Genomic DNA, 21,733 nt, shown 5'->3' with positions numbered 1-21,733 from the left:
CTATAGATGTGCCTAGAGCGCCTCTATAGCTTTTATACTTTTCTAATAATATTATATTATGTCTAAGGAATAGTTTTGCATTGCAGAACTTTTAAGGAGTGAACAACTTGATTATTGAAACGCTATCTTGGGGTAAACTAGAAATAGACGAAGAACAGATCTATCATTTCTCTAAAGGATTGCCCGGCTTCGACGAGGAGACTGAATTTGCTCTGATACCGATGGCGGAAACTCCGTTTTGGGTACTACAGTCTGTAAAAAACATAGCTCTATCTTTCTTGTTAGGTGATCCCTTTGTCTTTTACCCTACCTTTGAATTTGAGTTGCCAGATGATGAAGCTGAAGAGTTAGGGATTAGCAAAGATGTCGTTGTCCGCTGCATTATTACATTAAAAGAGCAATTAGATCAATCAACGATTAATCTACTCGCTCCCGTTGTACTCAATCCTACAGGCCTATCCGGCAAACAGATTGTTTTGCACAAGGCCCCTTATCATACGAAGCATAGCTTGCTGCAGGAACAGTCGACTATAGACGGAAAGGATGGTGGATAACATGCTTGTACTGTCCCGCAAAAAAGGGGAGTCCATCGTGATACAGGACCAAATTGAGCTGACCATCCTAAGTGTGGATGGGGATACAGTTAAAGTGGGGATCTCTGCACCGAAACATGTTGATATTTTCCGCAAAGAAGTCTATCTTTCCATTCAAGAGTCGAACCGTGAATCTGTTGCTCCTCAACAGTCTGATTTGAATGCACTGATTAATCGGCTGCGCGGCTCAAATGCCAATAATTAAATATTAGGAACTGTTTATCCAATCTGAGCAGCAATATACTGCTCGGTTTTTTTTGTCGATTGGAGAAGAAAAATAAAAGAAAAATAAAAAAACTTTAAAAAACTCTAAACAGTTGGGGACATGCAGTCGATATATGTATTAGACGCTGATCCGGCAGGGCGGCCGACCTTAATGGTTCGGCGTTTACCACATGGATGTGGAACTAACTTAATTTCAGGGAGGAAATATCAAATGATTATTAACCACAATATCCCGGCGTTGAATACTCACCGCCAACTGTCCATTAACACTGCTAACACTAACAAAAATATTGAGAAATTGTCTTCCGGTCTTCGCATCAACCGTGCCGGTGACGATGCTGCCGGTCTGGCAATCTCCGAAAAAATGCGCGGTCAAATCCGCGGCTTAGATCAAGCTTCCCGTAATGCTCAAGATGGTATCTCGTTGATTCAAACCGCTGAAGGTGCACTGAACGAAACTCACTCCATCCTTCAACGTCAACGCGAAATCGCTAACCAATCCGCTAACGGAACGAACACTGATTCCGATCGTCAAGCTCTGCAAGACGAAATGAACCAATTGACTTCCGAAATCAACCGTATCGGTAACACTACTGAGTTCAATACTCAGAAATTGTTGCAGGGTGACGGAAAAGCGACACTTCCAGGAACTAACGGTGCTGTTTCAGATGCTCTTGTAGGTGTTGGTACTGCTGGTGCAGTTGGAACGGCTGGTACAGTAGTAGAGGGGAAAACAACTCATACTGAAGCAACACAAACTATTACTGCTATCGCCACTGGTGCAGATGGAGACGAGTTGACAGTAACTATAAATGGTCAAGACCTTTCTGCTAAGTTAACAGCTGCAACTGCAACTGCGCCAGCCACTGGCACAGCATACGCGGCTGCTTTGCAAAAAGCTATTGATGAAAATGATACATTAAAAGGCAATTTTACTGTTAAAACCAATGCTGGCGGCGATATAACTATTGCAGCTGTTGCAAAAACAGCAGGTGGTCAACTTTATGGCTCTCAAGGAAATATGGCTGCAGCAAAAGTGAACGGAGCTGCAGCTGCAGGTGGTGCTGCTTCCGTTGGTACAACAACGTATACACAAGCCTCAGCCAGTATTGGGTTCACAGTTGCTGATGCTGCCGCAGCAGCAAAACTGGTGGGTACTGGTTTGACGATTAATGATCAACAAATCGAATTTTATGATGCAACTAAAGGTGCATACACAGGTAAGGCACTGGGTGTTAATATTAGTGGTGCGGCTGATGCAACTGCTGTTGTAAAAGCTATTACCGATACACTTGGAGATAAATTGGCTGGTGTTAAGCTGACTGGAGCTGCAGGAGTTCTTACAGTTTCGGCAACCGCCAAAGGCGAAGAGGGTAACGGCATTAAAGTTACCAACGGTGGAGTTCAAAAAGACTTCGAAACTTCTTTCCAAATCGGTGCTAACAAAGGTCAATCCATGAGCCTGTCCATCAAAGACGTTCGTTCCAACGCTTTGGGTATCACTGGTAAAGCTGGCGATGCTGGTTTCACTGCTGCCAATACTGTTACTAACGGAACAAACGATGTTAAGGGTGAAGCTGCTCTGAACATTGCTACTAAAGAAGGCGCATCTGCAGCTATCGCAGTTCTGGACAAAGCTACTGCATTTGTATCCAGCGAACGTTCTAAACTGGGTGCCGTTCAAAACCGTCTGGAACACACCATCAACAACCTGGGTACAGCTTCTGAGAACCTGACTGCTGCTGAATCCCGTGTACGTGACGTTGACATGGCTAAAGAAATGATGCAACAAACTAAGAACAACATCCTTGCTCAGGCTGCACAAGCTATGTTGGCGCAAGCTAACCAACAGCCGCAAGGCGTTCTGCAATTGCTTCGTTAAGATTTACTTGCTTCACACTAGGCCCCGGGGAAACCCGGGGCCTTTTTTCTTTTTTTTGCTTGACTTGAACAAAATCCTAAATTATCCCTGAAACTAACCGATATATAAAGTATTAAAGTGTATAGTGGAGGTCGGGGTTAATGAATGTACAGTTTTCACTTACTGCTAGTTCTACAACAAGCGGGCAGGGTAGAGCTGAATCAGCAACAGCTTCGGGCAGTGGACCGGTATCACCCGTAAATCAAGTCTCTGCGATCCGTAATGCCAAGGAGATGAGTCTGAAAGAAAAGCAGGGCGTGAATGTATCCGTTGCTGAGGAACAGTTGATCCGCACCATTGAACGAGCCGTTCAATCTCTGCAGGGACCCCAGACCACGCTGGAGATCAGCATCCATGAGAAGACACATGATATTATGGTGAAGGTGCTTAACAAAGATACCGGTGAATTAATACGCGAAGTTCCGCCAGAGAAGACGCTTGATCTTGTAGCTAGTATGATGGAAATCGCAGGAATACTTGTAGACGAGAAAATCTAACTTTTGGGAGGTGTTGTTTTTGGTTACACGTGTAAATGGTTTCTCAGGCATGGACATTGATAGTATGGTCAAGAGCATGATGGCTGCCAAGAGGGTGCCCCTAGATAAGCTTACCCAAGATAAGCAGCTCCTGCAGTGGACGCGGGAAAGCTACCGGGAACTAAACAGTAAACTCTACGATTTCCGGCAAAATAAATTGATTGTGAAATATGGCGGGAATGCGGCTTTAAATGCGAATAAGGCAATTACTACTGGAAACACAGATGCCGTAAAAGCAGAGGCTTTGGCTTCCGCCAATGGCATTAACATGGAGGTAAGTGTTAGTCAATTGGCTGCCCGGACAACGCTGCAGATGAATACAGGATTAGGACAAGGAGTATCAAGCTCTACTTCTTTGGCTAAGCTCGACGGTGTTGATATATACAGTCTTTCAGAGGATGCCCGAACCGAGTATCTGAAGAAGGGTTTTGATGTTGCCATTAATGGGGTGGAATTTAAGGACAAGGATGGCAAATCCCTGTTCAATGGTCTTACTTCTATATCAACGATGGTGGCAACCATTAATTCCCACCCGACTGCCAATGCTATTGCAAGCTATGATGAGATTACAGGGAAATTGAGTATTGCCTCCAAGACCAGTGGAGATCCAAATCCAGCTTCTGGATACCAATCAACAAGGGACGTAAAGGTAGGAAATGGAAGTACCTTATTGGCTTTATTCACCAAGAGAACTGTTACGGAAGTAGAGACCAATGGGGCCGGAACCAGCGATGGTACCAAGTCATTGGCTCATCTGCAAAATCTGCTGGATGCGACAACCGTGGCAGATGCCGAGAAGTTGAAATACAAATTCAGCGTTAATGGTGAATCCTTCTCCTTTGACGGAACCAAATCTATTAATGATGTTGTAGCTGAGATTAACGCAAAGTCGGGTACAACTAAAGTTCAGGCAGAATTTACTGGCGGCAAATTGAAGCTGACTGCTGACTCTGGCAGCGAAGTAAAGCTGGGAGGGGATTCCTTCGAGCTGCTGCAGTTGTTCAAAGGTGTAAAGCCTGCTGTAGGGAGTCCCAGTGATTACAATGTTAAGAATGGACAGAACGCCATCGTTTCTATTAATGGTGAACTTATTAAAGATACGAACGACAATGTTTTCACAATTAATGGCGTCCAACTGACGCTGCTGAAGGAAACGGTTATAAGAGGTCCTGTTGATCCTGCAAATCCAACCGCTACACCTCCAATAACAGGTGACAATACGATCAAAATTACAACCCAATCTGACCCGGATAAAGCCATAGAGTCCATTAAGGGCTTTATAGAAGATTACAACAGCTTGATCAAAACGCTGAATTCCAAAATTGATGAAGTTAAATATCGTGATTTCAGGCCATTGACAGATGAGCAGAAGAAGGAATTAAAAGAAGCAGATATTAAGACCTGGACAGAGAAAGCACAAAGTGGTCTTCTAAAGAATAATGACATTATAAAAAATGTTCTGTCCCAAATGCGCGGAGTTATAACGGAGAAGTTGGGTCCGCTTAGTACACTTGGGATTACCACAGGGAATTATGCCTCAGACGGTATGTTAGTGATTGAGAACGAAGCGAAGCTGAAGACTGCCATCAACGCAAATCCTCAGCTTGCTCTTGACCTGTTCCAGGGTCCGGGAAACGCTATAAATGACGGTATTTTTGATAAGATGGCAGATAAGATAAGTGCTGCACTTAGCAGTATTGCTGAACGCGCAGGAACAAGCAAAAACTCAATGGATCTAACCAGCTCCTTTAAAGAAGAAAGTGTAATGGGTAGGACGTTGAAGGGGTATAATAGTCGAATTCTTCTCATGCAGAGAAACCTGACCAATACGGAGAACCGCTACTACAAACAGTTCACTGCGATGGAAACGGCAATGAGTAAGATGCAATCCCAGGCCTCCAGTTTACTATCCAGCATGGGTCAATCATCATAACAGTTAAAGGGTGAGATCATTGATTAATTCTCCATACGATAAATACCGTCAGTCTTCCGTTCAGACGTCTACACCTGCCCAACTGGTGATCATGCTCTATGACGGGGCCATTCGCTTTATCCGGGCAGGGCTGGATGGACTGAAAAAAAACGATCTCGAGAAAACAAATACTAATCTCGGTAAGGCGCAAACCATCGTTAGTGAGCTGATGAGTACGCTTGATCGTAGCTACGAGGTGTCTGAAGGACTATATTCACTCTACGAGTATACGAGCTTCCTGCTCGTAGAAGCGAATATCCGCAAGGATGCAGTGAAAGCTGAGGAAGCGGTAGGCTACTTAACCGAACTGCGGGAGACCTGGCTGCAGGCCTCCAAAATCGCTACTGGCCAGGGCGGCCAGTCGCCGTTACCGACGGAAAGTTCGCATGGATGAGCTGATTGCGCAGCTGCAGCTGTTGACGAAAGACATCCTGAAGCGGCTGAACGATGCTGATTATGAGGAACTTGAAGTTTTTGTGGAGGAGCGTCAACTACTGATAGACGACATGACTCGTCAGCTTTCGTCTAATCCTGCACGAGAGTCGCAAAAGGTCGAAATCGCACGGATTGTGGAGCATGATGCAGAGATCATGGCCCGCATGAACGCCCTTCGCCTGGAAGCTCAAGACTGGCTTCAGAAACGCAATCAAGCTAAGCAACAGCGCAATGCCTACGAGGCCGGATACACCCCGGACAGCTTCCTGATGGACCGGAAAAAATAATAATTTCCTGATGATTCATCTCAGGAGCAGGCGGGTATTAAATAGCGTCTGCTCCTTTTTTGATGAAAATATCACAAATATGACGACTTTATATTAAATTTAGGGATGGTAATTTATTGAAAGAAAACATTTACTATTCCAATTGACAATAAAGAAGCAGCGGTGGTATAGTCGACTTGTGAGCAAGACTCACGTTCATCTGATGACGAAGGGAATGTTTAATCAATGGAAGGTAAAGTTAAATGGTTTAACGCAGAAAAAGGTTATGGCTTCATCGAAACTGCCGATGGTGGCGACGTATTTGTACACTTCTCCGCGATTCAAACTGACGGTTTCAAGACTTTGGATGAAGGACAATCCGTAGAGTTTGATATCGTAGAAGGCGCACGCGGACCACAAGCAGCTAACGTCATCAAATTATAATCATCCGGCGCAGCCGACCTACATATATGGTAGATGGTTAGCAATTGAGACTACGCTAGCGCGGACCTTGGGACTACTCCCGGGGTCCTTTTTTGTTGTACATCAGAGGGTGGATTTATATAGATTACCAATTGAATGTTATGTTCAACCAGTTTCTGGGTAATGTAAACTGTTGGGCTAATTATATGACTCGACACAATTTACTTACTTAGGCGTATGCTTCCGGGAGGATGTGGAAGAAGCGATGAGTGAAGCCTATGCCCATCAAACACTCAGGAGGATGAACAGCTGAATGAAGAAAACATGGCGTGGATTTATGACCGTACTACTTGGAGTTAGCATGTTGTTCGGGGCTCTGGGCAGTGTTTCTGCCGCTTCTGTGCCAAAGGATATTAAGGGACACTGGGCACAAAGCCAACTGCAGAACTGGCTGGACAAAGGATATTTGGGTGGATACCCTGATGGTACGGTTAAGCCCAATAAGGTGATTACCCGGGGCGAATACGTTGCTTTTGTAAACCGCCTCTTTGGATTCACGGATACGGCGGCTATCAGCTTCAAGGATCTTAAAAAATCCAACTGGGCTTACAATGAAGTAGCGAAAGCTGTAAAAGCCGGATATATCGCCGGTTTTAGCGACAAAACCTTTCGCCCTTTAAGCCCGCTGACAAGACAGGAAGCAGCGGCGATTACTGCCAGATTACTTAGTCTGAACACAGGCAGTACTACTCTTGGATTCAAGGATAGTGCACAGATTTCTGTGTGGGCACGGGGCTCCGTTGCTGCGGTAGCCAATAAGAAGATTATCAACGGGTATACAGACGGAACCTTCGGCCCTAAGAAATCGCTGACAAGAGCTGAAGCGGTTACCATCATCGGAAATTCGGTAGCTAACCGGCCGGGTGGCTCTGGTGGTACTGTAACACCTACACCTACGCCTACAACAGCACCAACCGCGACACCTGCACCTTCGGCAACACCTGCACCAACACCAATTCCAACTAGCGGTACAGGCGGAGGCAGCGGTGGTGGAGGAGGCAATGGCGGTGGTGGTGGCATCACTGTTCCATCCGTAAGTGGTGTAACCTACGGCCATGTTGGTGTTGTTACAGCTGATGTGTATCTTACACCTTCAGTGACCGGAGCTGTCTATTATGTTGTGGCCCCTTACAGCAGTACTGTATCGGCGCCGAGCGCGTTGCAGATAAGAGATGGTCTGACCAGTGCCGGAACAGCTGGTGTCAATAGCGGGAAGACTGCAGCAACAGGCAATACAACTATATCCTTCTCTGTCTATGGCTTGCAGGCGGGTACTGAGTATGCAGCTTATGTAACGCTTGCTGATTCATACGGAAACTGGTCAGAAGTATCGACACTGCGCTTAACCACTGCTGCAAGCAGTGCAACGTCTATTACTGCTGTTAAACCAGGGGAGATAGGTACGGTTACAGCAGATGTGTATGTCACCTACGGGCAAGCAAGCGGGACTGCTGCACCGGTAAGATACGTGGTGTTGCCGGCTAATGCAGCTGATCCGAGTGCAGCTCAAATTGCCCAGGGAAAAGATAGTGCAGGAACAGCGCTGTCAGCGCCTTGGACGGGTTTAATCAGTCCTGCCCCTGCTCCTGGAGTAAGACAGACGCTGGGGCTAACCGGCCTGACTGCGAATACCAGCTACAAGGTATATCTCATTACCGGCAGTGAAAACACATGGTCACCGGTGGAGATCCTGCGCATTCATACTAAGTAGAAGTAACTGACTTTGGTCCGGAAGAGGGTGATTAAAAACAACCCTTTCCGGGCCAATTGTGTATTTTCGGGGAATTCATAGCATCTTATGTTAGCTAAATGTAAAGGCTGTCATGATTTGTTTTTTACTTAGCGCTGACAATTTGGTATAATGAAAATGTAAACAAAGGAGGAGTGCCCATGCAATTCAGCATTCGAGGTCAACAAATTGAAGTGACCGACGCTTTGAGAGAATATGTTGATAAGAAGCTCAGCAGACTTGAGAAGTATTTCGATGCACCCCCTACCTCAGAAGGATATGTGACGCTTGGCGTTGTCCGCGGCCTTCATACGGTGGAGGTAACCATTCCACTGGCAGGTGTGACGCTTCGTGCCGAGGACCGCAGTGATGACATGTACGCTTCCATTGATGCTGTTGTGGACAAGCTGGAACGCCAAATCCGCAAGCACAAGACCAAACTTAATCGCAAGTTCCGCCAGGAAGGAAGCCTGAAGACGCTGTTTGTAGAAGGAGCCCCTGGTGCTGTTGCCGTAGAGGAACAGGATTATGATGATTTGGAGGTTGTGCGTAACAAGCGGTTTACCTTGAAGCCTATGGATGTCGAGGAAGCGATCCTGCAAATGAACATGGTTGGACATAATTTCTTTGTGTTCTCCAATATCGACACTTCTGAAGTGAGTGTTGTTTACAAACGAAATGATGGAAAGTATGGCCTGATTGAACAGAACTAGATTCTGAAGATCAACAAGGCAATAGCTGAGGCTGCGTTATTCGTCTCAGTCTGACGTAGAAAATTAACCGAGCCCCTATTCGTGTGAATCGAATAGGGCTCTTGTGCGTATATAAACGGAGACAGAAAAAAGGGCAACATTGCCCTCCAAAGGTACAGCGGCATTTCAGCGAAAATATGAAGATAAAACGCGACTGAACTTTTTTTGTAAAATAAGGTTGCGGCCTGCTCGTATTGCGGCATCTCTTACAAACTGTTACAATTTATGAAGCAGCGGAATCGAAATAATATATGGCCCTTTCAATTTTGTGGGATGGGCTCGATTCCACCATCTGTGTTGCATGAAAGGGGTTAACCATGCTAGGACTTGTAAAGAAAATATTCGGCGACACCAATGAACGGGATGTCAAACGTCTAATGAAGACGGTCGAAGTAATTAATGGACTGGAGCCGGATTTTGTGGCGCTTTCGGATGAAGCGCTCAAAGCTAAGACTGAAGAATTCCGCGCCCGTATTGAGAAGGGCGAAACCTTGGAAGAGATTCTTCCCGAGGCCTTTGCAACCGTACGCGAAGCTTCCAAACGGACGCTGGGCATGCGGCATTTTGACGTACAGCTGGTTGGGGGAATGGCGCTGCATGAAGGCCGGATCTCCGAGATGAAGACAGGTGAAGGTAAGACACTGGTAGGAACGCTGCCGGTATATTTGAATGCATTGCTGGGTAAAGGCGTGCATGTTGTAACCGTAAATGACTATCTCGCTCAGCGCGACAGTGCGCAAATGGCACAAATCTATAACTTCCTGGGCTTGACCGTCGGGGTGAACCTGAACGGTATGGACCATGCTGATAAACAAAACGCTTATGCCTGCGACATTACGTATGGCACGAACAATGAATTCGGCTTCGACTACCTGCGTGACAACATGGTGCTCTACAAGGAGCAAATGGTACAACGCCCGCTATACTTCTGTATTATTGATGAGGTTGACTCCATCTTGATTGATGAAGCCCGTACCCCTCTTATTATTTCCGGACAGGCTGAGAAATCGACAGAGTTGTATTACGCAGCAGACCGTTTCGTGAAGAAGCTGACTGCTGAAGAGGACTACACGATTGATATTAAAGTGAAGTCCGTGGCTTTGACCGAGAAGGGTGTCGCTACGGCTGAACGTGCTTTTGGCATTGAGAATCTATATGACCATGCCCATGTAACCTTGAACCATCATATCGTACAAGCTCTCAAAGCTAATGCTATTATGCGCCGCGATGTGGATTATGTAGTAAATGATGAAGAGGTTGTTATTGTCGATGAATTCACGGGCCGTCTGATGGCAGGACGCCGTTATAGTGACGGACTGCATCAAGCGATTGAAGCCAAGGAAGAGATTGAGGTACAGAATGAGAGCATGACGCTCGCTACAATTACGTTCCAGAACTACTTCCGGATGTACCGCAAGCTGGGTGGTATGACAGGTACTGCGAAGACGGAAGAAGAGGAATTCAAGAAGATCTACGGGCTGGAAGTTCTCCAGGTGCCGACCAATAAACCTAACAAACGTGATGATATGCCAGACGTCGTGTACAAGAGCGAAAACGGCAAATTCAACGCTGTAGTAGCGGAGATTGTAGAGCGCCACAAAAAGAACCAGCCGGTACTGGTAGGTACAGTATCCATCGAAAATTCCGAACGCGTATCTGAAATGCTGAAACGCAAGGGTGTTAGACACCAGGTACTGAATGCCAAACATCACGAGGCGGAAGCAGAAATTATCTCTCATGCCGGACAACCTGGAACAGTAACTATCGCTACGAATATGGCTGGCCGTGGTACGGATATTGTACTGGGTGAAGGTGTGACCGATCTTGGTGGCCTGCATATTATTGGTACGGAGCGGCATGAATCCCGGCGGATTGATAACCAGCTGCGTGGACGCGCGGGACGTCAAGGCGACCCGGGCTCAACTCAATTTTATCTGTCGCTTGGCGATGAGCTGATGAAACGCTTCGGAGCGGACAATGTCCTGAATATGATGGACCGTCTCGGATTCGAAGAAGATCAGCCGATTGAGAGCCGTATGATTACCCGTGCAGTGGAATCTGCCCAGAAGCGGGTAGAAGGCAACAACTTTGATATCCGTAAGGTCGTATTGCAATATGATGACGTAATGAATCAGCAGCGTGAGATTATCTACAAACAACGCCGCGAAATTCTGGAGTCTGACAACATTAAAGATATCGTAGTAGAAATGATCAAACCGGTCATTGACCGTGTGGTTAACGCCCACTGCAGTGATGATATTCCGGAAAACTGGGAGCTTCAAGAGGTTGCTGATTATGTAAACAGCAAACTGTTGGAAGAAGGCGTTTTGAAACGTGACGATCTCTGGGGCAAGGAAGTTGAAGAGATCATTGAGTACATCTTCACCCGTGTGCTGGAGAAATATGCAGCCCGTGAAGAACGTCTGGGTGCCGAACTGGTACGCGAATTCGAGAAGGTTATCGTACTTCGTTCCGTAGACAGCAAATGGATGGATCATATTGATGCGATGGATCAGCTTCGTCAAGGGATTCACCTGCGTGCTTACGGCGGTACCGATCCGCTTCGCGAATATCAATTCGAAGGCTTTGAAATGTTTAATGCCATGACCGCCAGCATTCAGGAAGAAGTAGCGACCTACATTATGAAGGCGCACATTGAGACGAATCAGGAACGCCAGTCGGTAGTGGAAGAGGACAAAATCTCCACAAATGCCGAGCCTGCCGAGAAACGTCCGGTGCATGTAGAGTCTGCGATTGGCCGCAACGACCCTTGCCCTTGCGGAAGCGGCAAGAAGTATAAGAACTGCCACGGACAGAACGCGTAAGACATAGTTGGTACTTGATTTTATGATTCTGTTAAAATAGTGAGCAAGTACGAAGTGGCGAGTGCATTTTAATGCTTCGCGCTTTAGGTCTTGTCCATTGCTTCAAAGGTTATAATGACAATAAAATGCGGCTGGGCCCGGGGGACTCCCCCGTTTTGCGGCCCGGCCGCTTTTTTGGACTCTGGGCGTTGCGAGATTCCCAAGCGGAGCAGAAGGAACTGTTCTTGAGAACTTTAACCATGAAGGTGAGAGTAACGGAGGGGAAGTTTGGAACTGTAGGAGCGGTAGCGTCCGCCTTTATGTTTGGATTTCTACCGTGACTAGCGGTTTAAATCAGGAAATCCAAACATAACAGCGGCCGGAAGTCCAAACATTCCACGCAGTTACGGGCATCACCGAATAATACGCTTTGTTCTGAAGAACAATTCCGCCAGCGAAGCGCGTTGGTCTCTAGAAACGCCTAAGTCCAATCAGCCGCCCGGCGCAACCACTTATTTTTGAAAGGTGAAGTGAACCATATGATCGATGCTAACGTGAAGCAAGACCTGCGTGAAATAGGCAAGAAACTAACCAACCTTAGGGGGTCTCTTTGACTTAGATCTGAAGCAGGAGATGATCGCAAACTTTGAGGAGAAAATGGCTGCTCCCGGATTTTGGGATGACCCCGAGAAGGCGCAAGGTGTGATCGCCGAGATGAACGCGGTAAAGTCTAGCGTGGATCAGTATGAGAGGCTGCAGCAGGATTATGAAGATGCCGCAATGATGGCTGAGCTTGCCGATGAAGAAGGCGACGACGCCCTGGCAGCAGAGATTGCCGGAACCATCCGCAGTGTGGGCAGCAAAGTCGATGAGTTCGAGCTTCAACTTTTGCTGAACCAGCCGTATGACAAGCTGAATGCAATTCTGGAGCTGCACCCGGGTGCTGGCGGAACAGAATCCCAGGATTGGGGCCAGATGCTGCTGCGGATGTATACGCGGTGGGCGGAAAAGCACGGATTTAAAGTAGAGGTGCTCGATTATCTGCCGGGTGATGAAGCAGGGATTAAGAGTGTTACACTGCTGATCAAGGGTTTTAATGCCTATGGCTATTTAAAGACTGAAAAAGGGGTCCACCGGCTGGTGCGCATATCACCGTTCGACTCTTCCGGAAGACGCCATACTTCTTTTGTCTCCTGCGATGTCGTTCCGGAAATAGCCGATGATGTAGAGGTGGATATCCGTACAGAGGATCTGAAGATCGATACGTATCGGGCCAGCGGCGCAGGCGGTCAGCATATCAATACGACCGACTCAGCTGTGCGGATTACTCACTTGCCAACAGGTGTGGTGGTAACCTGCCAGAACGAGCGCTCGCAGATCAAAAACCGGGAACAGGCAATGAAAATGCTCCGTTCCAAGCTGTATGAGCGGAAATTACAGGAACAACAGCAGCATTTGGATGAGATCCGCGGCGAGCAATCTGAAATTGCCTGGGGAAGCCAGATTCGCTCTTATGTATTCCATCCCTATAGCATGGTAAAGGATCACCGCACTTCCGTGGAAACCGGAAATGTCGGAGCGGTCATGGACGGCGATTTGGATCTGTTCATTGACGGGTACTTGCGGAGCCAAATCAAAACAGAGGTTGAATAAGCGGAACTGTATTCCTACGCGTCTTCGGAGGTGTAGGAATTTTTGTGATGTAAGAATGAAATGCCTGTAATTCCCGCAAAGTAGTTGAAACGCTCTGGAACAACAACTTGACTTGGCGGCGATATATAAGCAAGATCACATCTTAAGGAGAAAAGGCATACATGCAAAAAATCAATTCACGCAACAAACCCCCGTTGATCCCGCTGAACGGGCCGCTGCGCCATACCGTAGATATTGTGCTCATCCTGGTCGGGTCGCTGATTACCGCGCTTGCTTTTAATCTGTTTTTCTTGCCGAACCAGATTGCATCCGGCGGGGTATCGGGATTGTCCGTACTTGCCGAAGCCTGGTTTCATGCGGAGCCGGCATTTACGCAGTGGGCGCTGAATATCCCGCTGTTTGTGCTGGGGATCATCTTTCTCGGCAAACAATATGGAATCCGCTCCTTGCTGGGGAGCTTTGTGCTGCCGCTGTTTATTTTCCTGACCAAAGATGGGCCTGTTCCTACAACAAACCCGCTGCTGGCTTCTATCTATGGTGGTATCGGCGTGGGTCTCGGTCTGGGTCTGGTTTTCCGCGGGCGCGGTTCGACAGGTGGTTTGACCATTCTGGCGCAGATTATCCAGAAGATCACCGGGTTCAGCTTCTCACTCTCCGTTGTGCTGCTGGACGGCACGGTCATTACGCTGGCTGCTTTTGTACTGGGGATGGAGCAGGCGATGTACGCATTGATCGGGCTGTTCGTTACAGGCAAAGTAATCAACGCGCTGGAGGTAGGCTTTAGTACGACCAAGGTTGCGTATATTATTTCAGACCAGACGGAAGAGATATCGCAGGCGATCTTAAATGACCTGGACCGTGGTCTGACCAAGCTGAAGGCTGAGGGCGGATACACCGGCGACAATCGTACGGTTCTCATGGCAGTTGTCGGGCAGAATGAGATTACGAGGCTGAAGGCCATTGTCCGCTCGGTCGATCCGGGGGCGTTTGTCATTATAACGGAGGCTCATGAAGTATTGGGCGAAGGTTTTAAAAGAGAAGCATAGATTTTTCCTTAGGGGGAAGCTAAACGCTTCTCTTTTTTCTTAGTTATCGGGTCACGGGCTGAGGTAGAAATTCTAAAAATGCTTTTGAACAAAGTTGACGTTATGTGTTGTATTTATATTAATTCGGACGTATAATAATACATATTTGCAGGACGGTATTCATTCAATTTATGAAGCAGGAAGTGGGGATGACAGTGGAAGGCAAGCTGAGAGCGGCAATTGTCGGATCAACGGGTTATGGAGGCGTGGAGCTGATTAGGCTGCTGCAGAACCACCCTGATATAGAGGTTACTTCAGTGATCTCCTCATCGAGTGCGGGCGAGCCCATTGAGAATGGATTCCCCCACTTAACGGCAATTATCCAGCGCAATCTGGATGGTGTCGACCCGGCAGAGATCGCCGGAAGGGCGGATGTTGTGTTCACGGCTACGCCGTCGGGAGTCAGTGCGAAGCTGGTGCCGCAATTGCTGGAGGCAGGACTGAAGGTCGTCGATTTATCGGGTGACTTCCGGCTGAAAGACGGTGCGGAGTATGAGCAGTGGTATAAGCATCCGGCTCCCCCTCAAGCTTACCTGGAGCAGGCGGTCTACGGCTTATGTGAGGTATTTGGGGAACGTGCCGCCGGCGTGGATTTTATCTCTAATCCGGGCTGTTATCCTACGGCAACACTGCTGGGGCTGATTCCGGCACTGAAGGCAGGCTGGATTAAGCATGACAGTATCATTATTGATGCAAAATCGGGAGTTTCCGGGGCAGGGCGCGGAACGAGTCTGATGGTCCATTTTGCCGAGATCAATGAGAATCTCAAAGCCTATAAAATTAACAAACACCAGCATATCCCCGAAATTGAGCAGGTGCTCACGGAGATTGCCGGAGAGAAGGTAACCGTAACGTTCACCACGTATCTGGTTCCGATGAACCGGGGGATTATGAGTACGATGTATGCCGGGATGAACGGAAATTATAGCGAGCAGGATTTTGTGGAATTATACCGTGAGTATTATGAAGGCAGACCGTTTGTCCGTGTCCGCGGGGCTGGCGTGGTTCCGGCGACGAAAGAAGTCAGCGGCTCCAACTACTGCGATATCGGGTTTGCCACAGATGCCCGTACAGGCCGGGTTACCATAGTGTCCGTGATTGACAACATCGTTAAGGGCGCAGCAGGGCAAGCGATTCAGAACCTGAATTTGATGATGGGATGGGAGGAAACCCGTGGCCTTGGCTACACGCCTGTGTATCCATAAGGTTCAGCGGTCAAACATACAATGAATGAGAGTAAAGCTTATACCGTCGTGGAAGGCGGAAGTATAACTGCACCGAGGGGATTTACCTCTGGAGGGCTGCACTGCGGCCTCAAAAAAACCGACCGTAATGACCTTGCGGCCATCCTTTGCGAGGTGCCTGCCACGGCTGCTGCTGTCTATACGACCAATATATTTCAGGCTGCTCCGCTAAAGGTGACACGGGAAAGTCTGGCGAACGGGGTGTTGCAGGCGGTAATCGTAAACAGCGGAAACGCCAATGCCTGCACTGGTGAACAGGGAGAAGCCGATGCCTACGAAATGCGCGCCGCCGCTGCACGTCATCTCGGTGTGAATGAGCTGGATGTTGCAGTTGCTTCTACCGGGGTAATCGGTGAGCTGCTGAAGATGGATTGTGTACGCAGCGGAATTGCCGGACTTCCGGAGAAGCTGGATGGGGGAGCGGGTGGTGCGGAGGAATTCTGCCAGGCTATTTTGACTACCGATCTGGTGAAAAAAGAATGCTGCGTAAAGGTACAGGTCGGCGGCGAGGAAGTTACAATTGCCGGAGCGGCTAAAGGTTCGGGAATGATTCATCCCAATATGGCCACGATGCTGGGCTTCATGACCACGGATGCGGTCATTGACGGGGAAGCTCTGCTGACCCTGCTGCGCACGGCTACCAATTCAACATTTAATATGATCACGGTCGATGGAGATACGAGTACCAATGATATGCTGGTAGCGATGGCCAGCGGTCTGGCCGGGAACGAGAAGCTGACGCGGCAACATCCCGATTGGGAAGCTTTTGCTGCTGCGTTTATACATGTCTGCAAGACGTTGGCCAAGGCAATTGCCCGTGACGGCGAAGGTGCAACGAAGCTTATTGAGGTGCAGATCAGCGGGGCAGTCCATGATGAGGCAGCAGGTGCGATTGCCAAAACGGTGGTCGGCTCCAGTCTCGTCAAATCGGCGATATTCGGTGCGGATGCCAACTGGGGACGAATCATTGCTGCGGTGGGACGCGCGGGAGTGCCTGTATCACCGGAGCGTGTAGACATATCGCTGGGTGAGATTGAGGTGCTGAAGCAGTCGCGTCCGGTTGCTTTTGATGAAGAGAAGGCACTTCACTATTTGCAAAAAAGCGATACGATATTGATTACCGTAGCTTTATCTGATGGGGACGGTTCGGCTACAGCCTGGGGCTGTGATCTCACTTATGATTATGTGCGGATCAATGCGGCCTACCGTACCTGACCAACCTGTTGCATAAGTCCATGGGAAGGATACCGATACTATGACCGAAGAACGTATAGAGAAGAATAGGGCCGGCGGGCTGTTCGTGATGAAATGCGGCGGCAGTACGCTGGCGGCATTGCCTGACTCTTTTTTTGAGGATTTAAGAGAGTTGCAGAGCAGCGGTGTGAAGCCTGTTATCGTGCACGGCGGCGGCCCGGCGATCTCCGGAAATTTGGCGAAGCTGGGTATTGAGAGCCGTTTCGTGAACGGCCTGCGGGTGACGACCGAGGAAGTGCTGGATGTGGTGGAGATGACCTTGGCCGGGAGTATCAACAAGGCGATTGTCCGAAGAATTCAGGGCAGCGGCGGGCAGGCACTTGGCCTATCTGGTGTCGACGGCAATCTCATCATGGCGGGGCCGGTAGCGAACAGCGATGAAGTGGGCCAGGTCGGTGAAGTAACCGGGGTCAAAGCTGAGATCATCAAGGGCATTCTTGATTTGGGTTATATTCCTGTAATTGCCCCTATCGGTGTGGATGCAGCAGGCCAGCGCTACAATATTAATGCGGATACAGCAGCTGGAGCGGTTGCTTCTTTTGTAGATTCGCCCAAAATGATTGTAGTAACGGATGTTCCCGGCATTATGCGTACAGTGGAAGGACAGAAGATTGTGCTTCCATCGGTGACGGTGGCGCAAATTGAAGAATTGATCGAAAGCGGCGAAATCTACGGCGGGATGATTCCTAAAGTGCGGGCCGCGATGGACTGCATTCAGGGCAGTGTGTCGGAGGTCGTTATTGTGGACGGCAAGGAGCCGAAAGTACTCAGCCGGGTGCTGCAGGGCGAAGAGCTGGGAACGAGAATTATCTCTTCCTAACAGAAATTGATAGAATGCAAGAGAAGATGTACTGCACAGCCATATTGCTGATTGGAATCACAAAATACAGCGCTGCCGGAATACCGGAAGCAGCATGGTGGGAGAGTGACTAAGAATGAGTAAGCTAACGCAAGCGGAAAAGGATTCTTTAACAGGGGCAACGGAAAACCGTTCAGCGGAACTGGAGGATCGGGGGGCTGCTCCTGCCAAGCTGGGTGCGGTATTCCCGTCCTACGCCAGATATGACATCAGTCTGGTCAAGGGTAAAGGCAGCTGGGTATGGGATGATCAAGGAAACAAATATCTTGATTTCATGTGTGGTCTGGCTGTGACCAGTCTGGGGCACGCTCCGGAGAAGGTTGGCGCGAAGCTGAAGGCGCAGATTGATACGCTATGGCATGTGTCCAACCTGTTCCACATTCCGGGCCAGGACCGGGTGGCAGCGCTGCTTACGGGCAACAGCTGTGCGGATCAGGTGTTCTTTTGCAACAGTGGTGCAGAAGCGAATGAGGCTGCGATCAAGCTGGCCCGCCGCTATCACCAGAAGGTAAAGGGCACGGGGCGTTATGAGGTTATTACGTTCGAACAATCCTTCCATGGCCGCACATTGGCGACACTTACGGCTACCGGCCAGCAAAAAGTGAAAGAAGGCTTCCTGCCGCTTCCGGCAGGCTTTAAGACGGTGCCTTTGCATGATCTTCCGGCGCTTAAGGAAGCGATCTCCGAGAATACGGCAGCCATTATGCTGGAGATGGTGCTGGCGGAAGGCGGCGTGCTTGAAGTGAAGCAGGAGTTCCTGGACGCAGTGGTGGAACTGTGCAAGGAGCATGGTCTGCTGCTGATCGTCGATGAAGTGCAGACCGGCATGGGCCGTACCGGCAAGCTGTTTGCACATCAGCATTACGGCATTGAGCCGGATATTTTTACTTTGGCTAAAGGTGTGGCCAGCGGTTTTCCGGCGGGGGTTATGCTGGGCAAAGGCTATTTGCGCGAAGCCTTCAGCCCGGGCAGCCATGCGAGCACCTTCGGGGGCACGCCGCTTGCCGCAGCGGTGATGGAAGCGACCATCGAGACGATGCTTGAAGATGAGCTGCCGCAGCGCGCAGCCGAAATGGGCCGGTACCTCACCGGGTTGCTGGGAGAGAAGCTGGCAGATACGCCGTTTGTGAAGGAGATCCGCGGCAAAGGCTTGTTGATCGGCATCGAATGCCAGTCGCCGGTAAGCGATATTGTGCTGGCTGGACAGAAGCAGGGACTGCTGTTCGTACAGGCCGGACCGAATGTGATTCGGCTGCTGCCTAATTTATATGTAAGCAAAGAGGAGATCCACCAGGCGGTGGACATCCTTTCCGAACTAATTCATACTTATGCTAACAAAGAAAACGGGGAGGCAGGTTCATGAGCCAGGGTGTACAAAACGCTGCGAATACAATCGCACAGCAGCTCAAAGGCCGTGATTTACTGGAGCTGAACGATTACAGTCCGGAAGAAATCACGTATTTGATTGATTTGGCCATCGAGCTGAAACAGAAGCAAAAGAACGGCGAGGTCTACCAGCCGCTAAAGGGCAAGACGATCGGACTGATCTTCGAGAAATCCTCAACCCGCACACGCGTTTCATTTGAAGTAGGGATGTATCAGCTGGGCGGTCATGCGCTTTTCTTAAGCAAAAATGACATTCAGCTCGGACGCGGAGAAACGGTCGGCGATACGGCGCAGGTAATGTCCCGTTATCTTGACGGCATCATGATCCGTACCTTTGGCCATGATAAAGTGGAGGATCTGGCGCGTTATGCCTCAATCCCTGTAATCAACGGGCTGAGCGACCTGGCTCATCCTTGCCAGGTGCTGGCGGATTACCAGACGGTCTATGAGCATAAGGGCAAGCTTAAAGGGCTGAAGCTGGCTTATATCGGCGACGGCAACAACATGGCGCATTCCCTGCTGATCGGCGGAGCCAAGCTGGGTGTGCATGTCTCCATCGCCGGACCGGAAGGCTATGAGCCGGATGCCGCTGTGGTCGCGGAAGCGCGTGAGATCGCCAAGGAGACCGGCTCTGTCATCGTCATTACCCGCAGCCCGCAGGAAGCGGTGCAGGATGCCGATGTCATCTACACGGACGTGTGGGCGAGCATGGGCTTTGAGGCCGAGCAGCTGGCCCGCGAAGCGGCATTCAAGGACTATCAGGTCAATGAGGAACTGGTCAAAGGCGCGAAGAGCGACTACCTGTTCCTGCACTGCCTGCCGGCCCACCGCGAGGAAGAGGTCAGCACCGGTGTAATCGACGGGCCGAATTCGGTCATCTTTGACCAGGCCGAGAACCGTCTGCATGCGCAGAAGGCTCTGATGGCCGCACTGATGGGCTAATTAATTTCGCCTTAGGCTTAGAGTAAATCAAGATTGATCTTGCAAGGGTCTTGCTTGGTCTTATACTATATAAAACACTATATAGGTTGAACTTAATAAACAGCGTTAGAATTCCGGTGCGGAGCAACGGAGTGAAAGTTTGGAACTGTAGGAGCGATAGCGTCCGCCTTTATAATCAGATTTCTCCCGTTGTACGCGGGCTTATAAATCATAGAAATCTGATTATAACAGCGGCCGAAAGTCCAAACCTTTCACGCAGTTGCGCCTGATCACCAGAGTTCTATAAGCGAATTTTTGAAGTTCATCCTATACCCCCCACACGAAAGGAAGTTGCTTCTTCATGGCTAAAGAAAAAATTGTACTCGCCTATTCCGGCGGACTGGATACCTCGGTCATTCTGAAATGGCTAAAAGAAACCTATGATGCGGAGATCATTGCTTTTACAGCCGATATCGGCCAGAAGGAAGAGCTGGATGGTCTGGAGGAAAAAGCACTGGCGACCGGCGCCTCCAAAGTCTACATTGATGATCTGCGCGACGAGTTCGCGAATGACTTCATCTACCCGATGTTCCAATCGGGCGCACTTTATGAAGGACAGTATCTGCTGGGCACCAGCATTGCCCGTCCGCTGATTGCCAAACGGATGGTGGACATTGCCATCGCTGAAGGCGCTACAGCAATTGCCCATGGCGCAACAGGCAAAGGCAACGACCAGGTTCGCTTTGAGCTGGGCGTAGCTGCACTGGCTCCGAACATCAACGTTATCGCACCTTGGCGGCTCGAAGAGTTCCGCAACCAGTTCCCGGGCCGTGCAGAAATGATCGCTTATGCGGAAGCCAACGGAATTCCGGTACAGGCCTCAGCGGCCAAGCCATATTCCATGGACCGCAATCTGCTGCATATCAGCTATGAGAGCGGCGTGCTGGAGGATCCTTGGTTTGATCCAAGCGCACCTGAGAACAAGGGAATGTTCCTGCTCAGCAACGCGCCGGAGGATGCTCCGGACGAGGCGGAATATTTGGAGCTGGATTTCCTCAAAGGCGATTGTGTTGCGCTGAACGGCGAAGCTTTGACCCCGCTGCAAGTCATGGAGAAACTCAATGAACTGGGCGGCAAGCACGGTATTGGTCGCGTAGATATGGTAGAGAACCGTTTTGTCGGTATGAAGAGCCGCGGCGTGTATGAAACTCCGGGCGGAACGATCCTGTTCACGGCACACCGCAAGATGGAGTCCATCACCATGGACCGTGAAGTGATGAACCTGCGTGACAGCCTCATTACCCGTTACAGCACCTTGGTATATAATGGATTCTGGTTTGCGCCTGAACGTCTTGCTCTACAGGCTCTGGTCAAAGAAAGCCAGCAGAACGTGACCGGTACGGTGCGTCTCAAACTCTACAAAGGCAATATCATCGGTGCCGGCGTCAAGAGTCCGGTCAGCCTGTACAACCCGGATATCGCGACGATGGAAGCTGACCCTACACAAGCTTATGACCAAGGCGATGCCACAGGATTTATCCGTCTGAATGCCCTGCGTTTGAAAGTATCAGCAGGTGTAGCGGAATCTAATAAGTAGAGTGTTTTAACCGCGCGT

The 21,733-nt window shown here is 49.3% G+C and carries 19 protein-coding genes; all 19 read left to right on the top strand.

Features of this window, described 5'->3' with window-relative positions:
• The first annotated feature begins 107 nt into the window (after window positions 1-107).
• The 19 genes from NST07_RS31575 (at window position 108) to NST07_RS31485 (ending at window position 21,715) form a co-directional block, all read left to right on the top strand.
• Window positions 108-554, top strand: coding sequence for a flagellar assembly protein FliW (locus tag NST07_RS31575; protein ID WP_342480742.1), 447 nt, complete (start codon window positions 108-110; stop codon window positions 552-554).
• 1 nt (window position 555) lies between these two features.
• Window positions 556-798 carry a carbon storage regulator CsrA gene (gene csrA, locus NST07_RS31570; protein WP_342480741.1) on the top strand — a complete coding sequence of 81 codons (243 nt, stop codon included), beginning with the start codon at window positions 556-558 and terminating at the stop codon, window positions 796-798.
• Between the two features lie 231 nt (window positions 799-1,029).
• The gene (locus tag NST07_RS31565; RefSeq protein ID WP_342480740.1) at window positions 1,030-2,700 is read left to right on the top strand and encodes a flagellin; all 1,671 of its coding nucleotides are present in this window, start codon (window positions 1,030-1,032) and stop codon (window positions 2,698-2,700) included.
• A 140-nt stretch (window positions 2,701-2,840) separates the two neighbouring features.
• Window positions 2,841-3,236: a flagellar protein FlaG gene (locus NST07_RS31560; protein ID WP_342480739.1), complete on the top strand. Its 396-nt coding sequence runs from the start codon at window positions 2,841-2,843 to the stop codon at window positions 3,234-3,236.
• A 19-nt stretch (window positions 3,237-3,255) separates the two neighbouring features.
• Window positions 3,256-5,208: a flagellar filament capping protein FliD gene (fliD, locus tag NST07_RS31555; protein WP_342480738.1), complete on the top strand. Its 1,953-nt coding sequence runs from the start codon at window positions 3,256-3,258 to the stop codon at window positions 5,206-5,208.
• Between the two features lie 19 nt (window positions 5,209-5,227).
• Complete coding sequence (gene fliS, locus NST07_RS31550; protein ID WP_342480737.1) at window positions 5,228-5,641, top strand: flagellar export chaperone FliS; 414 nt, start codon at window positions 5,228-5,230, stop codon at window positions 5,639-5,641.
• The gene (locus NST07_RS31545; RefSeq protein ID WP_342480736.1) at window positions 5,634-5,969 is read left to right on the top strand and encodes a flagellar protein FliT; all 336 of its coding nucleotides are present in this window, start codon (window positions 5,634-5,636) and stop codon (window positions 5,967-5,969) included. Before fliS ends, NST07_RS31545 begins: the two co-directional genes overlap by 8 nt.
• 225 nt (window positions 5,970-6,194) lie before the next feature.
• Complete coding sequence (locus tag NST07_RS31540) at window positions 6,195-6,392, top strand: cold shock domain-containing protein (protein ID WP_019915069.1); 198 nt, start codon at window positions 6,195-6,197, stop codon at window positions 6,390-6,392.
• Between the two features lie 292 nt (window positions 6,393-6,684).
• Complete coding sequence (locus NST07_RS31535) at window positions 6,685-8,142, top strand: S-layer homology domain-containing protein (protein ID WP_342480735.1); 1,458 nt, start codon at window positions 6,685-6,687, stop codon at window positions 8,140-8,142.
• Between the two features lie 179 nt (window positions 8,143-8,321).
• Window positions 8,322-8,873 (top strand): ribosome-associated translation inhibitor RaiA, encoded by a 552-nt coding sequence (gene raiA, locus NST07_RS31530; protein ID WP_341096753.1) that lies wholly within the window; start codon window positions 8,322-8,324, stop codon window positions 8,871-8,873.
• A gap of 356 nt (window positions 8,874-9,229) precedes the next feature.
• A complete protein-coding gene (secA, locus tag NST07_RS31525) occupies window positions 9,230-11,737 on the top strand; it encodes a preprotein translocase subunit SecA (RefSeq protein WP_342480734.1) in 2,508 nt (835 codons plus the stop codon).
• Between the two features lie 518 nt (window positions 11,738-12,255).
• Window positions 12,256-13,369, top strand: a protein-coding gene (gene prfB, locus NST07_RS31520) for a peptide chain release factor 2 (protein ID WP_341096750.1) whose coding sequence is annotated in 2 segments (ribosomal slippage) — window positions 12,256-12,327 and window positions 12,329-13,369 — 1,113 coding nt in all. Because the reading frame shifts where the segments join, the coding sequence is not laid out codon by codon here.
• A gap of 161 nt (window positions 13,370-13,530) precedes the next feature.
• Window positions 13,531-14,415, top strand: coding sequence for a YitT family protein (locus NST07_RS31515; protein WP_076109619.1), 885 nt, complete (start codon window positions 13,531-13,533; stop codon window positions 14,413-14,415).
• A gap of 194 nt (window positions 14,416-14,609) precedes the next feature.
• Window positions 14,610-15,659 (top strand): N-acetyl-gamma-glutamyl-phosphate reductase, encoded by a 1,050-nt coding sequence (gene argC / locus NST07_RS31510; protein ID WP_342481994.1) that lies wholly within the window; start codon window positions 14,610-14,612, stop codon window positions 15,657-15,659.
• A gap of 21 nt (window positions 15,660-15,680) precedes the next feature.
• Window positions 15,681-16,913: a bifunctional ornithine acetyltransferase/N-acetylglutamate synthase gene (argJ, locus tag NST07_RS31505; protein WP_342480733.1), complete on the top strand. Its 1,233-nt coding sequence runs from the start codon at window positions 15,681-15,683 to the stop codon at window positions 16,911-16,913.
• Window positions 16,914-16,953: 40 nt separating this feature from the next.
• The gene (gene argB / locus NST07_RS31500; protein ID WP_341096747.1) at window positions 16,954-17,772 is read left to right on the top strand and encodes an acetylglutamate kinase; all 819 of its coding nucleotides are present in this window, start codon (window positions 16,954-16,956) and stop codon (window positions 17,770-17,772) included.
• A 115-nt stretch (window positions 17,773-17,887) separates the two neighbouring features.
• Complete coding sequence (locus NST07_RS31495; RefSeq protein ID WP_341096745.1) at window positions 17,888-19,174, top strand: aspartate aminotransferase family protein; 1,287 nt, start codon at window positions 17,888-17,890, stop codon at window positions 19,172-19,174.
• On the top strand, window positions 19,171-20,139 hold the full coding sequence (argF, locus tag NST07_RS31490; protein ID WP_342480732.1) for an ornithine carbamoyltransferase: 969 nt from the start codon (window positions 19,171-19,173) through the stop codon (window positions 20,137-20,139). The genes NST07_RS31495 and argF overlap by 4 nt, the downstream gene beginning before the upstream one ends.
• Window positions 20,140-20,479: 340 nt before the next feature.
• On the top strand, window positions 20,480-21,715 hold the full coding sequence (locus NST07_RS31485; RefSeq protein ID WP_341096742.1) for an argininosuccinate synthase: 1,236 nt from the start codon (window positions 20,480-20,482) through the stop codon (window positions 21,713-21,715).
• Window positions 21,716-21,733 lie beyond the last annotated feature (18 nt).

Origin of the sequence: Paenibacillus sp. FSL L8-0340, assembly GCF_038593145.1 — a bacterium.
Classification (GTDB): domain Bacteria; phylum Bacillota; class Bacilli; order Paenibacillales; family Paenibacillaceae; genus Paenibacillus_AQ.
This window is presented reverse-complemented; position numbering and strand designations above follow the sequence as displayed.

Coding starts and splice junctions, on each gene's coding strand:
- csrA (WP_342480741.1), top strand. CDS start 556: ATGCTTGTACTGTCCCGCAAAAAAGGGGAGTCCATCGTGATACAGGAC.
- argJ (WP_342480733.1), top strand. CDS start 15,681: ATGAATGAGAGTAAAGCTTATACCGTCGTGGAAGGCGGAAGTATAACT.
- NST07_RS31540 (WP_019915069.1), top strand. CDS start 6,195: ATGGAAGGTAAAGTTAAATGGTTTAACGCAGAAAAAGGTTATGGCTTC.
- argB (WP_341096747.1), top strand. CDS start 16,954: ATGACCGAAGAACGTATAGAGAAGAATAGGGCCGGCGGGCTGTTCGTG.
- NST07_RS31515 (WP_076109619.1), top strand. CDS start 13,531: ATGCAAAAAATCAATTCACGCAACAAACCCCCGTTGATCCCGCTGAAC.
- NST07_RS31560 (WP_342480739.1), top strand. CDS start 2,841: ATGAATGTACAGTTTTCACTTACTGCTAGTTCTACAACAAGCGGGCAG.
- NST07_RS31495 (WP_341096745.1), top strand. CDS start 17,888: ATGAGTAAGCTAACGCAAGCGGAAAAGGATTCTTTAACAGGGGCAACG.
- raiA (WP_341096753.1), top strand. CDS start 8,322: ATGCAATTCAGCATTCGAGGTCAACAAATTGAAGTGACCGACGCTTTG.
- argF (WP_342480732.1), top strand. CDS start 19,171: ATGAGCCAGGGTGTACAAAACGCTGCGAATACAATCGCACAGCAGCTC.
- NST07_RS31535 (WP_342480735.1), top strand. CDS start 6,685: ATGAAGAAAACATGGCGTGGATTTATGACCGTACTACTTGGAGTTAGC.
- NST07_RS31545 (WP_342480736.1), top strand. CDS start 5,634: ATGGATGAGCTGATTGCGCAGCTGCAGCTGTTGACGAAAGACATCCTG.
- NST07_RS31565 (WP_342480740.1), top strand. CDS start 1,030: ATGATTATTAACCACAATATCCCGGCGTTGAATACTCACCGCCAACTG.
- NST07_RS31485 (WP_341096742.1), top strand. CDS start 20,480: ATGGCTAAAGAAAAAATTGTACTCGCCTATTCCGGCGGACTGGATACC.
- secA (WP_342480734.1), top strand. CDS start 9,230: ATGCTAGGACTTGTAAAGAAAATATTCGGCGACACCAATGAACGGGAT.